The following is a 14,675-nucleotide window of genomic DNA, read 5'->3' on the forward strand; positions in this document are numbered from 1 at the left end:
GTCGGCGCCGGGCAGGGCGGCGATGCCCGCGCCAACCCCTGCTGCGGCCAGCGACGGCACGCGCACGAGCACCGGCTCGGCCTTCTTGCGGGCGAGCGCGGCCTTGCGGGCGGCGGTGAGGCGGGCAGTGGTGGCGGACGGCAGGCTGGCCGCGCTCTCGTCTAGCGCGCGGCGCATCCCCTGCACGAACTCTAATTCTTTGATTTCGAGAGCGGAGCTCATAGCGTGATTCCTTTGGCCTTGAGCGCCTGAGCCAGCGTGTGCGTAGCCCGCGAACAGTGCGTTTTCACGCTACCTTCGGAGCAGCCCATGGCGGCGGCGGTTTCGGCGACATCCATATCTTCCCAGTAACGCATCAGAAACGCCTCCCGTTGACGTGCCGGTAATTTCTGGATTTCTTCTTCGATCAGCTTGAGGACCTGTTCGCGCTCGAATTGCTGCTCGCTGCTCTCGACGCCGGGCGAACCCGATTCGGACTCGAAAGTTTCGAGGATGTCGAACTCCTCGTCGTCGGCACCGCCGAGGGACGAGAAAAGGCTCACCCACGTATTGCGTACTTTCTGCCGACGAAAATAGTCGTGCATCGTATTCTGCAAAATACGCTGGAAGAGCAGGGGGAGTTCGGCGGGCGGGCGGTCTCCGTATTTTTCCGCGAGCTTGATCATCGCGTCCTGCACGATGTCGAGCGACGCGTCGTCGTCGCGTACGGCGTAGACCGTCTGCTTGAACGCGCGTCTTTCGACGCCCGCCAGGAAATCGGCGAGTTCCTTGTCTGATGCCATCCGTTGCAGGCGCCGCCACCAGCGTACGCGTAATCGTTCGAAAAATGTCGTAAAACTGGCGGATCGTAGCAAATTTCCGCACGAGCGGGCTAGCAGTCCGGCCAGACGTTTGCGTTCGAGCTGGAAAAAACGCAGGCGCCGCTTTCTATTACCTTTTGACGGGATGTCGCGGGCCTTGTCTGCGTCTTTCAAATGGCTTGAGCGAGAAGCCAACCTGATTCTAGCGGATCGTGTTGTACCACCGGTCTGTAAGTGGTCTCTACGCTGGTTCTATGTGAATGCACGCAAATTCGTGGCGCTTGCAACGTTTATTCCCGATGCGGCGCGAATGAACCATGAATGCACAATAAGCGCTTGACCGAATGCTTTCGAGCCGCTATCTTCGACGGTTCGCAACATAAGTGACTTGTCTCAATTCGGATGTGGCCCAAGAAGCTCATCTGTCAACTGGACGCGCCGCTTGAACCCGAGCCACAAGCCCGGCAGAGAGCACCCGATCAAATTTTTGCCGAAATTTCGAAAGGTGAATGATGAATATGCCCAGCGCGGAATTCTCCACGTCGGTCCCCCCCTCGCAAGAATCTGACCCTCAAGCTGCAACCTCTATCGGCGGAACCGTGCTGATGAAGGCGCTCGCCGACGAGCAGGTCGAATTCATCTGGGGCTACCCCGGCGGCTCGGTACTCTACATCTACGACGAGCTGTACAAGCAGGACAAGATCCAGCACGTTCTCGTGCGCCACGAACAGGCAGCCGTGCACGCGGCGGACGCGTATGCGCGTTCGACCGGCAATGTCGGCGTGTGCCTCGTGACCTCGGGACCTGGCGTCACCAATGCGGTGACGGGCATCGCGACGGCCTATATGGACTCGATCCCGATGGTGATCATCAGCGGCCAGGTGCCTACCGCCGCGATTGGTCAAGACGCCTTCCAGGAGTGCGACACGGTCGGCATCACGCGTCCCTGCGTGAAGCACAACTTCCTCGTGAAGGACGTGCGCGACCTCGCCGCTACCGTCAAAAAAGCTTTCTACATTGCGCGCACCGGCCGTCCCGGCCCCGTGCTGATCGACATTCCGAAGGACGTGTCGAAGACGCCGTGCGCGTATGAACCGGTCAAGAACGTCACGCTGCGTTCGTATAACCCGGTCACGAAGGGCCACTCGGGGCAGATCCGCAAAGCGGTTTCGCTGCTTCTCTCGGCCAAACGTCCGTATATCTACACCGGCGGCGGCATCATCCTCGCGGATGCGTCGCGCGAACTGAACCAGTTCGCCGATCTGCTCGGCTACCCGGTCACGAACACGCTGATGGGTCTGGGCGGCTACCGCGCAAGCGACCGCAAGTTCCTCGGCATGCTCGGCATGCACGGCACCTACGAAGCCAACATGGCCATGCAGCACTGCGACGTGCTGATCGCCATCGGTGCGCGCTTCGACGACCGTGTGATCGGCGATCCGGCGCACTTCGCTTCCCGCCCGCGCAAGATCATTCACATCGACATCGACCCGTCGTCGATCTCGAAGCGCGTGAAGGTCGATATCCCCATCGTTGGCGACGTCAAGGAAGTGCTCAAGGAGCTCATCGAGCAGCTTCAGCACGCCGAACACGGCCCCGATACGGCGGCTCTGGCCGACTGGTGGAAGGACATCGAAGGCTGGCGTGAAAAGAACTGCCTGAAGTTCGACCGTTCGAGCGAAATCATCAAGCCGCAGTACGTGGTGGAAAAGGCGTGGGAACTCACGGGCGGCAACGCTTTCGTGTGTTCGGACGTCGGCCAGCACCAGATGTGGGCGGCGCAGTTCTATCGCTTCAACCAGCCGCGCCGCTGGATCAATTCGGGCGGCCTCGGCACCATGGGCTTCGGCCTGCCGGCGGCGATGGGCGTGAAGATGGCCCACCCGGACGACGACGTCCTGTGTATCACGGGCGAAGGCTCGATCCAGATGTGCATTCAGGAGCTGTCGACCTGCAAGCAGTACGACACGCCCGTGAAGATCATTTCGCTGAACAACCGCTACCTCGGCATGGTCCGCCAGTGGCAGCAGATCGAATACAGCAAGCGCTATTCGCATTCCTATATGGATGCGCTGCCTGACTTCGTGAAGCTCGCCGAAGCGTTCGGCCACGTCGGCATGCGGATCGAAAAGACGGCCGATGTGGAGCCGGCGCTCAAAGAAGCGCTGCGCTTGAAGGACCGCACGGTGTTCCTCGATTTCCAGACCGACCCTTCCGAAAACGTCTGGCCGATGGTTCAGGCCGGCAAGGGCATCACCGAGATGCTGCTCGGTTCGGAAGACCTGTAACGGTATTTGCACGGCGCCGTTTCGACCTCGCGCGGCGCGCGTCCACATAACGGGCGCGCGAGTTCGCGGGGGAGAACGGCAGCCACGGCATCTGAGAAAACGTCGCTGGATAAATCGCGGATCACATCATGAGACACATCATTTCCGTTCTGCTGGAAAACGAACCGGGCGCGCTTTCGCGCGTGGTCGGTCTGTTCTCCGCACGCGGCTACAACATTGAAACCTTGACGGTGGCGCCGACCGAAGACCGTTCGCTGTCGCGCATGACCATCGTTTCCATTGGCTCGGACGACGTGATCGAACAGATCACGAAGCATCTGAACCGCCTGATCGAGGTGGTGAAAGTGGTCGACCTTACCGAGGGCGCCCACATCGAGCGCGAGCTAATGCTGATCAAGGTAAGGGCGGTCGGCAAGGAACGTGAGGAGATGAAGCGGATGGCGGATATTTTCCGTGGCCGCATCATCGACGTCACCGAAAAGACCTACACGATCGAACTGACGGGCGCGAGCGACAAGCTCGACGCTTTCATTGAAGCGATCGACGCAACCGCCATTCTCGAAACCGTCCGTACGGGCGGCTCGGGCATCGGGCGCGGAGAGCGCATTCTGAAGGTGTAACCCCGACCACAGTCGATCTTGCACCGGAACTTGACCGGATGAAGCGGTAACGAAACGCAGCATCCGGCGCAGCAAAAGCTAATAGCAGTACCGAAATTCACCAGACTCTCGCCAAGGAACCAACATGAAAGTTTTCTACGACAAGGACGCCGATCTCTCCCTCATCAAGGGCAAGCAGGTCACGATCATCGGTTACGGCTCGCAAGGCCACGCACACGCGCTGAACCTGAAAGACAGCGGCGTGAACGTCACGGTCGGTCTGCGCAAGAACGGCGCATCGTGGAGCAAGGCTGAGAACGCCGGCCTGCAGGTCAAGGAAGTGGCCGAAGCGGTGAAGAGCGCCGACGTCGTCATGATGCTGCTGCCGGACGAGCAGATCGCTGACGTCTACGCGAAGGAAGTCCACGCGAACATCAAGAACGGCGCAGCACTGGCCTTCGCGCACGGCTTCAACGTGCACTACGGCGCAGTGATCCCGCGTGCGGATCTGGACGTCATCATGATCGCGCCGAAGGCTCCGGGCCACACGGTTCGCGGTACGTACTCGCAAGGCGGCGGCGTGCCCCACCTGATCGCTGTCCACCAGGACAAGTCGGGCGCAGCGCGTGACATCGCCCTGTCGTACGCAGCAGCGAACGGCGGCGGCCGTGCCGGCATCATCGAAACGAACTTCCGCGAAGAGACCGAAACCGACCTGTTCGGCGAACAGGCTGTTCTGTGCGGCGGTACGGTCGAGCTGATCAAGGCTGGCTTCGAAACGCTGGTGGAAGCCGGCTACGCGCCGGAAATGGCGTACTTCGAATGCCTGCACGAACTGAAGCTGATCGTCGACCTGATCTATGAAGGCGGCATCGCCAACATGAACTACTCGATCTCGAACAACGCCGAATACGGCGAGTACGTGACCGGCCCGCGCGTCGTCACGTCGGAGACGAAGAAGGTCATGAAGGAAGTCCTGAAGGACATCCAGACCGGCGAATACGCCAAGAGCTTCATCCTTGAAAACAAGGCTGGCGCTCCGACGCTGCAATCGCGCCGCCGTCTGGGCGCCGAGCACCAGATCGAAACGGTCGGTGCAAAGCTGCGCGCGATGATGCCGTGGATCGCCGCAAACAAGCTGGTCGACCAGTCGAAGAACTAATCTGACACAGCCTGTGTGACCGGCTGAGCGGTTTTGACGACCGGGCAGCCGTCATTCCTGAGTCAGACTCAACAAAAGCCGCCCAGGTGCGATGATGCCTGGGCGGCTTTTGCTATGCTACGGGTTTTAAAATAACAGCGAAGCCACTATGAATTACCCCCATCCGATCATCGCGCGCGAAGGCTGGCCGTTCATCGCCATTGCGGCCGTCGTGACGCTCTTGATCCATGCGGTCGCAGGCTTCGGCTATGCATGGCCGTTCTGGCTCATCACGATCTTCGTCGTTCAGTTCTTCCGCGATCCGCCGCGCCCGATTCCGACCCAGGCCAACGCCGTGCTGTGCCCGGCCGATGGCCGCATCGTTGCGGTCGAAACCGCGCACGATCCGTATGCCAACCGTGAAGCGCTGAAGATCAGCGTGTTCATGAACGTCTTCAACGTCCACTCGCAACGCTCGCCCGTGGACGGCGCCGTCGCCAAGGTCGAATACTTCCCGGGCGCGTACCTGAACGCCGCCATCGACAAGGCGTCGACCGAAAACGAGCGCAACGCCGTGGTGCTGACGATGGCCGACGGCACGACCGTCACCTCGGTGCAGATCGCCGGCCTGATCGCACGCCGCATTCTCTGCTACGTGCGCGCCGGCGAGCCGCTCTCGCGCGGCCAGCGCTATGGCTTCATCCGTTTCGGCTCGCGCGTCGACGTGTATCTGCCGGTGGGCAGCCGTCCGCGCGTGTCGATCGGCGAGAAGGTGTCCGCCTCGTCGACGATCCTTGCTGAACTGCCGACCCAATCGGCATAAGGAGGGTAGCGATGGCCGGACTCAAACCGCGTCGACCCCGTAATCCCGGCGGCGCGCCGCTGCCGCGCCCGTTCCGCCGCAACAAGGCCATGCAGGAATCGGTTGGCCCTGCGGCGAGCCGCCGGGCCGCGCGCCAGGAATTCCTGAAGAAGCGCGGCATTTATCTGCTGCCCAATGCGTTCACCACGGCCGCGCTGTTCTGCGGTTTCTTCGCTGTTGTGCAGGCGATGAACGTGCGCTTCGAGGTGGCGGCCATCGCCATCTTCGTGGCCATGGTGCTCGACGGCATGGACGGCCGCGTGGCGCGCATGACGCATTCGCAGAGCGCGTTCGGTGAGCAGTTCGACAGTCTTTCGGACATGGTGTCGTTCGGCGTCGCGCCGGCGCTTGTGATGTACGAGTGGGTGCTCAAGGACCTCGGGCGCTGGGGGTGGCTGGCGGCCTTCGTCTACTGCTCGGGCGCTGCGTTGCGTCTGGCGCGTTTCAACACCAATATCGCCGTGGTGGACAAGCGCTTCTTCCAGGGCCTGCCGAGTCCGGCTGCGGCTGCACTGATCGCCGGTTTCGTGTGGCTCACCACCGATAACCGCGTGCCGGTCAAGCTCTCGTGGCTGCCGTGGGTCGCGTTCGTGCTGACCATCTACGCGGGCGTGACGATGGTGTCGAACGCGCCGTTCTACAGCGGCAAGGCGCTCGACATACGCCATCGCGTGCCGTTCGCGGCCACGCTGCTGGTGGTGGTGGCGTTCGTGCTGGTGTCGTCCGATCCGCCGCTGATGCTGTTTGGCCTGTTCGTGCTGTATGGTCTGTCGGGTTATGTGTTCTGGGCCTGGCGGTCGGTGCGCGGACGTAACAATCCGGCGAGATCGTCGCCGAGAGAGCGATAGGGCGTTCGGTCGCCCAGGATGCAAAAAGGGCTGCGCATGAGCGCGGCCCTTTTTGTTTTGCGGCGCGCCACGACCGGGCGCATTCGGATTGCGCTATCACCAGAATCCGGCTATAGTCGGCTGATGGACACCATCCAGTTCCCCTTCTTCTCCCTTCAAGCCGGCGCGCCCCTACGCACGCTAGCGCTAGCGCGCCTGCCGCGCTGATCTCGCTCGCCCTCCGTAAGCCTCGTTCATTGTCAGCGTCGCCATCGGTGGCGCGAACACCCAAAATCCGTTTTTAGACACTGAACAAGTCCCCCCGGAGACCCAAAATGGCAGCAGACAAGCTCATCATTTTCGATACGACCTTGCGTGACGGCGAGCAGTCCCCTGGCGCGTCGATGACGAAGGAAGAGAAGATCCGCATCGCGAAGCAGCTCGAGCGGATGAAGGTCGACATCATCGAAGCCGGCTTCGCGGCCAGCTCGAACGGCGATTTCGACGCGATCCACACGATCGCCGGCATGATCAAGGACAGCACGATCTGTTCGCTGGCCCGCGCCAACGACAAGGACATCCAGCGCGCCGCCGACGCGCTCAAGCCCGCCGATCACTTCCGCATCCACACCTTCATCGCCACGTCGCCGCTGCACATGGAGAAGAAGCTGCGCATGTCGCCGGAACAGGTGCTCGAACAGGCAAAGCTGTCGGTGCGTTTCGCGCGCAAGTTCACCAACGACGTGGAGTTCTCGCCGGAAGACGGTAGCCGCTCGGACATGGACTTCCTGTGTCGCGTGCTCGAAGCCGTGATCGCCGAAGGTGCGACCACCATCAATATCGCCGATACGGTCGGCTACGGCGTGCCGGAACTCTACGGCAACCTCGTCAAGACGCTGCGCGAGCGCATTCCGAATTCGGACAAGGCCGTGTTCTCGGTGCACTGCCATAACGACCTCGGCATGGCCGTGGCGAACTCGCTGGCTGGCGTGCAGATCGGTGGCGCGCGTCAAGTCGAGTGCACCATCAACGGTCTGGGCGAGCGCGCGGGCAATACGTCGCTCGAAGAAATCGTCATGGCCGTGAAGACCCGCAAGGATTACTTCGGCCTCGATCTCGGCATCGACACCTCGCAGATCGTGCCGGCGTCGAAGCTCGTGTCGCAGATCACCGGTTTCGTGGTGCAGCCGAACAAGGCGGTGGTGGGCGCGAACGCGTTTGCGCACGCTTCCGGCATTCACCAGGACGGCGTGCTCAAGGCGCGCGACACCTACGAAATCATGCGCGCGGAAGATGTGGGCTGGACCGCGAACAAGATCGTGCTCGGCAAGCTCTCGGGCCGTAACGCGTTCAAGCAGCGTCTGCAGGAACTCGGCATTTCGCTCGACAGCGAAGCCGAACTCAACAGCGCATTCGCACGCTTCAAGGAACTCGCCGACCGCAAGGCCGAAATCTTCGACGAAGACATCATTGCGATCGTCACCGAAGAGTCGGCTGAAGCGCAGGAGAAGGAGCACTACAAGTTCGTCGCGCTGTCGCAGCGTTCGGAAACGGGCGAGCGCCCGCACGCACGCATCGTGTTCTCGGCGGATGGTTCGGAAGTCACGGGCGAAGCGGCCGGCAACGGCCCGGTCGACGCGACGTTCAACGCCATCGAAACCGAAGTGGGCAGCGGTTCGGAACTGTTGCTGTACTCGGTGAACGCGATCACGACCGGCACGCAGGCGCAAGGCGAAGTGACGGTGCGTCTGTCGAAGGCCGGCCGTATCGTCAACGGCGTGGGCACCGATCCGGATATCGTCGCGGCTTCGGCCAAGGCGTATATCTCGGCGCTCAACAAGCTGCATTCGGATAACGACAAGCTCAATCCGCAGCGTTCGTAAGCGTTCGCTCGCGCTTGACGCCAAGGCGTTAAAAAACCCCCGTGCTCGTGAGAGTGCGGGGGTTTTGTTTTTGGTCTGCTTGCGTCGCGGCGATCAGAACCGGTTGCGCAGATCCGGGTCGTGCAGCGGATCGGGCGTCTTCTGCGTCAGGCGCAGGATGCCTTGATCGTCGAAATAAAAGCTGTAGAGCATGTACCAGACGCCGTCTTCCAGATAGCGATAAGTCCACGCTTCTTTCTTCATCAACGGGAAATACGCGGTTTCTTCCGGGCGGCCGAAGTTCACGAGTACGTCCGTGCGCGTCCATTTGCCGATCTCGGCCTTGTAGAACTCGTTGGGCTGCAGCACCTGGCGCACGTTGAGCACCTTGCCGCTGCCGTCGATATCGGCGGCGATGGTGGTTTCGCCCATCGGCTGGGTGGGCCACATCAGGCGCTTGCCGCCGTCGGGCAGGTCATAGACTTCCTTGGGCTGACCGAAGCGGGCGATCACCGCCTGGCTGTCGTCGCCGGCGTGAAACTGCTGCCACGGCGGCACGCAGCCGGCCAGCGCGAGCGCGCCCAGCGCGGCGGCAATGAAACGAATGAGGGAACGGCGCTTGAACATGGCGTCTCCAGGGCGCGATTTCGTACTGGCCGAACGCGTTGCAAGTGCCAGCGCGCGTGCCAGTTATGGAACCGTTATTTTGACACGGCGCGTTCCCGCGAGGAGGGCCGATGAACGGCGTTGCGCTTGCCGCGCGACGTGCGTCCGTCCTATGATCCGCGCTTTCCGTGATGCATCCGATGAGGCAATGAGCGCATGAAAGGACGATACAGACACGCGGCGGTGGCGTTCGCGGCAACGCTGGGCCTGCTCGGCGCGAGTGCCCTGAGCACAAGCGCGCAGGCGGCCGACGCGCCCACCGGCAAGCCAATCCAGCTCGCGTTGATCGAAGGCATGTCCGGCCCGTTCGCCGATGCGGGCGCGGCGGTCGAGCGCAACCTGCGCTTCGGCGTGGAACGCGTGAACGCGGCGGGTGGCGTGGCGCTGGCCGATGGGCGGCATCCGCTGGAACTGGTCGTGCTCGACAGCAAGGGCAGCACCGAAGCCGCGCTGATGCAGTTGCGCGCGGCGCAGGATCGGCATATCGGCTTCGTCCTGCAGGGCAACAGTTCGGCGGTGGCGGCGGCGCTGATTGGCGCGATCGATCGCCAGAACGCGCGCGAGCCCGATAACCGCGAGCTGTTCCTCAACTATTCCGCCGACGATCCCGCGCTCACCAACGCGAATTGCAGCTTCTGGCATTTCCGCTTCGACGCGCACGCGGGCATGCGCATGGATGCGCTCGCCGATGTGATCGCCGCCGATAAGTCGGTGAAGAAGGTCTATCTGCTCAACCAGGACTACAGCTTCGGCCATGACGTGAGTGCGCTTGCGCGCGAGGCGCTGGGCAAGCAGCGTCCGGACATTGCCGTGGTGGGCGACGAGTTTCATCCGATCGGCCGCGTGAAGGACTTCGCGCCGTATATCGCCAAGATCCGCGCCTCGGGCGCCGATGCGGTGATCACCGGCAACTGGGGCAACGACCTCACGCTGCTGGTGAAGGCGGCGCGCGAGCAGGGCCTCGACACGCGCTTCTACACGTTCTACGGCAATAGCCTGGGCGCACCGGCGGCGCTCGGCGACGCGGGCGTCAAGCGCGTGATCGCGGTCGCCGACTGGCATCCGAACGCGGGCGGTGCGGCCTCTGACGCGTGGTATCAGGCCTTTCGCGCGCGCTATCCGGCGGCGCAGGACGACTATCCAGTGCTGCGCATGGAAATGCTGGTTGAAATGCTCGCGCAGGCGATCACCAAGGCCGGTTCCGCCGATCCCGCGGCGGTGGCGAAGGCGCTCGAAGGCATGCGTTTCGACAACGGCTTCCATCCGATGTGGATGCGCGCCGACGATCACCAGATGATCCAGCCCCTTTACGTGATGCAGATGGACAAGCAGGGCGCGCCGGGCGTGCGCTACGACAATGAGGGCTCGGGCTACGGCTTCCGCACGGTGCTGGCGCTGCCAGCTTCGCGCACCGTGCCCGCCACGACTTGCCGGATGAAGCGACCCTGATGGCCGGGCGGTCCGGCTGTGCTACAATGCCGGACTCGCCATATTTCATGGTGAGTAAGTTTTAGCAAAGAACCAAGCACGGCACGGCCTTTCTTCCGTGACCGCTCGTTTGTTTTAAAGGAAAAGCAAAATGTCCGTAGCAGATATCAAGAAGTCCGACATCGTCGCGCAATTCGCGCGCGGCACCGGCGACACCGGCAGCCCCGAAGTTCAGGTTGCACTCCTGACGTCGCGTATCAACGAACTGACTGGCCACTTCAAGTCGCACGCGAAGGACCACCACAGCCGCCGCGGTCTGCTGCGCATGGTGAGCCGCCGCCGTAAGCTGCTCGACTACCTGAAGGGCAAGGACGCTGATCGTTACCGCGCACTGATCGAGAAGCTGGGTCTGCGCAAGTAATCGCAAGGTCTTGCAAAAAGATGCCTGTGTCAGTTCCACTGATGCAGGCATTTTGTTTTTGAACGGTACGCTTCTCGCGATGCGTGCCGGATAGCGGTACAAGGCAGCACCACGCAGTAACCGGCAGTACAAGGGCAGCAAACAGGTAGCAAACAGGTAGCAAACCGGCAGTACAAGCAGCAGGGCCGGGCCACGGGGCAGAGTTTTGTGTCATTCCATCGCATCGTGCGGCGCGACAGTGCGCCGCAGCGCGTTCGCCGTCGCGCGATGCGCTGGAATGGCATAACACTCCTCTGACCTGCGCGGCATCGGAACCTGTCTTGCCGCGTCGTCCGCGTGTGCGGGCGGCGCATAACAAATGAGTAAGGAGTGAGTGACCATGACCATGTTCAATAAAGTCGTGAAGGAATTCAAATGGGGCCAGCACAATGTGCGCCTCGAAACCGGTGAAATCGCCCGTCAGGCGAGCGGCGCCGTCATCGTCGACGTCGAAGACACCGTCGTGCTCGCGACCGTCGTCGGCGCGAAGACGGCCAAGCCGGGTCAAGACTTCTTCCCGCTCACCGTCGATTACCTCGAGAAGACCTATTCGGCCGGCAAGATCCCGGGCGGCTTCTTCCGCCGCGAAGGCCGTCCGTCGGAAGGCGAAACGCTGATTTCGCGCCTGATCGACCGCCCGCTGCGCCCGCTGTTCCCGGAAGGCTTCTACAACGAAGTCCAGGTCGTGATCCACGTCCTGTCGATCAACCCGGAAGTCCCGGCTGACATCCCCGCGCTGATCGGCGCGTCGGCTGCGCTGGCGATCTCGGGTCTGCCGTTCAACGGTCCGGTCGGCGCTGCGCGCGTGGCCTACATCGACAACGAATTCGTTCTGAACCCGACGCGCTCGCAAAGCAAGCAGTCGCGCCTCGACCTCGTGGTCGCCGGCACGGAACGCGCAGTGCTGATGGTGGAATCGGAAGCTGACCAGCTGCCGGAAGACGTGATGCTCGGCGCGGTTGTGTTCGGCCACGAGCAGATGCAAACGGCGATCGACGCGATCCACGAACTGGTTCGCGACGGCGGCAAGCCCGAGTGGGACTGGCAGCCGGCCCCGAAGAACGAAGCGCTGATCGCACGCGTGACGGAACTGGCGCACGGCGACCTGCTCGCCGCGTACCAGCTGCGCGACAAGCAACAACGTTCAACCAAGCTGAAGGAAGTCTACGCAGCCACGTCGGCGAAGCTCGAAGAAGACGCGGCTGCGGCCGGCACGACGGCGGCCGACAAGGCGACCGTCGGCAACATGCTGTTCGACATCGAAGCGAAGATCGTCCGTTCGCAGATCCTGAACGGCGAGCCGCGTATCGACGGCCGTGACACGCGCACGGTTCGCCCGATCGAAATCCGTACGGGCGTGCTGCCGCGCACCCACGGTTCGGCGCTCTTCACGCGTGGCGAAACGCAGGCGCTGGTCGTTGCGACGCTCGGCACCAAGGGCGACGAGCAGATCATCGACGCGCTCGAAGGCGAGTACCGCGACCGCTTCATGCTCCACTACAACATGCCTCCGTTCGCCACCGGCGAAACGGGCCGTGTTGGTTCGCCCAAGCGCCGCGAAGTCGGCCACGGCCGTCTGGCCAAGCGCGCGCTGGTCGCGTGCCTGCCGAGCGCTGAAGAATTCGGCTACTCGATCCGAGTCGTCTCGGAAATCACCGAGTCGAACGGTTCGTCGTCGATGGCTTCGGTCTGCGGCGGCTGCCTCGCGCTGATGGATGCTGGCGTGCCGATGAAGGCGCACGTCGCCGGTATCGCGATGGGCCTGATCCTCGAAGACAACAAGTTCGCGGTGCTGACCGACATCCTCGGCGATGAAGATCACCTCGGCGACATGGACTTCAAGGTTGCGGGTACGGAAGCTGGCGTGACCGCGCTGCAGATGGACATCAAGATCCAGGGCATCACCAAGGAAATCATGCAGGTTGCGCTCGCGCAAGCGCACGAAGCGCGTCTGCACATCCTCGGCAAGATGACCTCGGCGGTGTCGGGCGTGAACACGGAGCTGTCGGCTTACGCTCCGCGCATGATCACCATCAAGATCAACCCGGAAAAGATCCGCGACGTGATCGGCAAGGGCGGTTCGGTGATCCGCGCGCTGACGGAAGAAACCGGCACGACCATCGACATCTCGGACGACGGCGTCGTGACGATTGCTTCGACGTCGAGCGAAGGCATGGCCGAAGCGAAGAAGCGCATCGAAAACATCACGGCTGAAGTCGAAGTCGGTCAGGTCTACGAAGGCGCGGTTCTGAAGCTGCTGGACTTCGGCGCGATCGTGAACCTGCTGCCGGGCAAGGATGGCCTGCTGCACATCTCCGAAATCGCCAACGAGCGCATCAAGGACATCAACGACTATCTGAAGGAAGGCCAGATCGTTAAGGTCAAGGTCATCCAGACGGATGAGAAGGGTCGCGTGCGTCTGTCGGCGAAGGCTCTGCTGAACGAAGGCAATGCACCGCAAGGCGAACCGCAGCAGTAAGGCGGCACGCTGAAACGGCCGGCTGCGCGATGAGCGCGCCGGCCGTTTTTTTATGAGAATGTAGGTGGGATTGCCGTGCGTTCCGCGTCGCGGGCGCAGCGCCATCCACACCTGGGCCAAGCCCCTTGGGAGACGCGAAAATGAAGGCAATCGAGATCACCGAATTCGGTGCGCCGGACGTGCTCAAACTGGCCGAGCGCGCCACGCCCGAGCCGAAAGCCGGCGAAGTGCTGATCAAGGTCAGCGCGTCGGGCGTGAACCGCCCCGATGTGTTCCAGCGCAAGGGCTCCTACGCGCCGCCGCCGGGCATTTCCGATCTGCCGGGGCTGGAAGTCGCGGGCGAAATCGTCGGCGGCAACATCGACGAAAAGAACAATCCGTTTGGCCTTAAGATCGGCGACCGCGTGTGCGCGCTGATCGCGGGCGGCGGCTATGCCGAATACGCGGTTGCGCCGCTCGGCCAGTGTCTGCCGGTGCCCAAGGGGCTGACCGATATCGAGGCGGCGTCGCTGCCGGAAACCTTCTTCACCGTCTGGAGCAACGTGTTCCAGCGCGCCCAGCTCGGCAAGGGCGAGGGCGGCGAGAACGAAACGCTGCTGGTGCAGGGCGGTTCGAGCGGCATCGGCGTGACGGCGATCCAGATCGCGCATGCGCTGGGTTTTCGGGTGTTCGCAACCGCTGGCTCGGACGACAAGTGCCGCGCCTGCGAAGCGCTCGGCGCGGAGCGCGCGATCAACTACCGCAGCGAAGATTTCGTCGAAGTCGTGAAGGCACTCACGCATGATCGTGGCGTCGACGTGATTCTCGACATGGTGGCGGGCGGTTATGTCGCGCGCGAATTGTCAGCGCTGGCGACGGGCGGCCGCATCGTGCTGATCGCCACGCTCGGCGGCGCCAAGGGCGAGATCAATATGGGCGAGATCCTGCGCCGCCGTCTGACGATCACGGGTTCGACCCTGCGCGCGCGTTCGGTCGAATTCAAGGCGCAGATTGCGGGGGAACTGCACGTACAGGTCTGGCCACTGCTCGAAGACGGGCGCATCAAGCCGGTCGTCTACAAGGTGTTTCCGGCCGCGCAGGCCGCCGACGCCCACGCGCTGATGGAAAGCAGCGAGCACATCGGCAAGATCATGCTCGACTGGAATCAGGCGGCTTGATCGACGGTTTGCCGGACGCTCTTGGGTTCGTGCTTGATTTTCCTGGCTTTTTCGACGCGAATTTTCGCGTGTGAGCGGCGGGGCGGTTTGACCCGCTTCAATTACA

The 14,675-nt window shown here is 62.6% G+C and carries 13 protein-coding genes; 10 read left to right on the forward strand and 3 right to left on the reverse strand.

Features of this window, described 5'->3' with window-relative positions:
• Together F3J17_RS33885 and F3J17_RS33890 are read right to left on the reverse strand one after the other, a co-directional pair.
• Nucleotides 1–222, reverse strand: a 222-nt coding sequence (locus F3J17_RS33885; protein WP_167069871.1) for a DUF3619 family protein, incomplete at its 3' end; no start/stop codon positions are given.
• Nucleotides 219–782 (reverse strand): RNA polymerase sigma factor, encoded by a 564-nt coding sequence (locus F3J17_RS33890; RefSeq protein WP_167069951.1) that lies wholly within the window; start codon nt 780–782, stop codon nt 219–221. The genes F3J17_RS33885 and F3J17_RS33890, both read right to left, overlap by 4 nt.
• Before the next feature lie 530 nt (nt 783–1,312).
• Here F3J17_RS33890 and F3J17_RS33895 point away from each other — a divergent pair.
• The 6 genes from F3J17_RS33895 (at nt 1,313) to F3J17_RS33920 (ending at nt 8,400) form a co-directional block, all read left to right on the forward strand.
• A complete protein-coding gene (locus F3J17_RS33895) occupies nt 1,313–3,088 on the forward strand; it encodes an acetolactate synthase 3 catalytic subunit (protein WP_167069953.1) in 1,776 nt (591 codons plus the stop codon).
• Between the two features lie 128 nt (nt 3,089–3,216).
• Nucleotides 3,217–3,708, forward strand: a complete 492-nt coding sequence (gene ilvN, locus F3J17_RS33900; protein ID WP_027795483.1) for an acetolactate synthase small subunit — start codon at nt 3,217–3,219, stop codon at nt 3,706–3,708.
• A gap of 124 nt (nt 3,709–3,832) precedes the next feature.
• A complete protein-coding gene (gene ilvC, locus F3J17_RS33905; protein ID WP_167069873.1) occupies nt 3,833–4,849 on the forward strand; it encodes a ketol-acid reductoisomerase in 1,017 nt (338 codons plus the stop codon).
• A 148-nt stretch (nt 4,850–4,997) separates the two neighbouring features.
• On the forward strand, nt 4,998–5,651 hold the full coding sequence (locus F3J17_RS33910) for a phosphatidylserine decarboxylase (RefSeq protein WP_167069875.1): 654 nt from the start codon (nt 4,998–5,000) through the stop codon (nt 5,649–5,651).
• A gap of 11 nt (nt 5,652–5,662) precedes the next feature.
• Nucleotides 5,663–6,538 (forward strand): CDP-diacylglycerol--serine O-phosphatidyltransferase, encoded by an 876-nt coding sequence (gene pssA, locus F3J17_RS33915; protein ID WP_167069877.1) that lies wholly within the window; start codon nt 5,663–5,665, stop codon nt 6,536–6,538.
• Nucleotides 6,539–6,852: 314 nt separating this feature from the next.
• Nucleotides 6,853–8,400 (forward strand): 2-isopropylmalate synthase, encoded by a 1,548-nt coding sequence (locus F3J17_RS33920; protein WP_167069879.1) that lies wholly within the window; start codon nt 6,853–6,855, stop codon nt 8,398–8,400.
• 93 nt (nt 8,401–8,493) lie between these two features.
• Here F3J17_RS33920 and F3J17_RS33925 read toward each other — a convergent pair whose 3' ends face one another.
• On the reverse strand, nt 8,494–9,006 hold the full coding sequence (locus tag F3J17_RS33925) for a hypothetical protein (RefSeq protein ID WP_167069881.1): 513 nt from the start codon (nt 9,004–9,006) through the stop codon (nt 8,494–8,496).
• Between the two features lie 195 nt (nt 9,007–9,201).
• Here F3J17_RS33925 and F3J17_RS33930 point away from each other — a divergent pair, with 195 nt between their 5' ends.
• The 4 genes from F3J17_RS33930 (at nt 9,202) to F3J17_RS33945 (ending at nt 14,569) form a co-directional block, all read left to right on the forward strand.
• Nucleotides 9,202–10,494 (forward strand): branched-chain amino acid ABC transporter substrate-binding protein, encoded by a 1,293-nt coding sequence (locus F3J17_RS33930; RefSeq protein WP_167069883.1) that lies wholly within the window; start codon nt 9,202–9,204, stop codon nt 10,492–10,494.
• A gap of 130 nt (nt 10,495–10,624) precedes the next feature.
• On the forward strand, nt 10,625–10,894 hold the full coding sequence (gene rpsO, locus F3J17_RS33935) for a 30S ribosomal protein S15 (RefSeq protein ID WP_027795476.1): 270 nt from the start codon (nt 10,625–10,627) through the stop codon (nt 10,892–10,894).
• 379 nt (nt 10,895–11,273) lie between these two features.
• A complete protein-coding gene (gene pnp / locus F3J17_RS33940) occupies nt 11,274–13,412 on the forward strand; it encodes a polyribonucleotide nucleotidyltransferase (protein WP_167069885.1) in 2,139 nt (712 codons plus the stop codon).
• Nucleotides 13,413–13,552: 140 nt separating this feature from the next.
• Nucleotides 13,553–14,569: an NAD(P)H-quinone oxidoreductase gene (locus F3J17_RS33945; protein WP_167069887.1), complete on the forward strand. Its 1,017-nt coding sequence runs from the start codon at nt 13,553–13,555 to the stop codon at nt 14,567–14,569.
• The last annotated feature ends 106 nt before the right edge of the window (nt 14,570–14,675 follow it).

It is taken from the genome of Burkholderia sp. Ax-1719 (genome assembly GCF_011753055.1).
GTDB lineage: Bacteria > Pseudomonadota > Gammaproteobacteria > Burkholderiales > Burkholderiaceae > Paraburkholderia.

Coding starts and splice junctions, on each gene's coding strand:
- F3J17_RS33925 (WP_167069881.1), bottom strand. CDS start 9,006: ATGTTCAAGCGCCGTTCCCTCATTCGTTTCATTGCCGCCGCGCTGGGC.
- F3J17_RS33895 (WP_167069953.1), top strand. CDS start 1,313: ATGAATATGCCCAGCGCGGAATTCTCCACGTCGGTCCCCCCCTCGCAA.
- ilvC (WP_167069873.1), top strand. CDS start 3,833: ATGAAAGTTTTCTACGACAAGGACGCCGATCTCTCCCTCATCAAGGGC.
- ilvN (WP_027795483.1), top strand. CDS start 3,217: ATGAGACACATCATTTCCGTTCTGCTGGAAAACGAACCGGGCGCGCTT.
- F3J17_RS33910 (WP_167069875.1), top strand. CDS start 4,998: ATGAATTACCCCCATCCGATCATCGCGCGCGAAGGCTGGCCGTTCATC.
- F3J17_RS33920 (WP_167069879.1), top strand. CDS start 6,853: ATGGCAGCAGACAAGCTCATCATTTTCGATACGACCTTGCGTGACGGC.
- rpsO (WP_027795476.1), top strand. CDS start 10,625: ATGTCCGTAGCAGATATCAAGAAGTCCGACATCGTCGCGCAATTCGCG.
- pssA (WP_167069877.1), top strand. CDS start 5,663: ATGGCCGGACTCAAACCGCGTCGACCCCGTAATCCCGGCGGCGCGCCG.
- pnp (WP_167069885.1), top strand. CDS start 11,274: ATGACCATGTTCAATAAAGTCGTGAAGGAATTCAAATGGGGCCAGCAC.
- F3J17_RS33930 (WP_167069883.1), top strand. CDS start 9,202: ATGAAAGGACGATACAGACACGCGGCGGTGGCGTTCGCGGCAACGCTG.
- F3J17_RS33945 (WP_167069887.1), top strand. CDS start 13,553: ATGAAGGCAATCGAGATCACCGAATTCGGTGCGCCGGACGTGCTCAAA.
- F3J17_RS33890 (WP_167069951.1), bottom strand. CDS start 782: ATGGCATCAGACAAGGAACTCGCCGATTTCCTGGCGGGCGTCGAAAGA.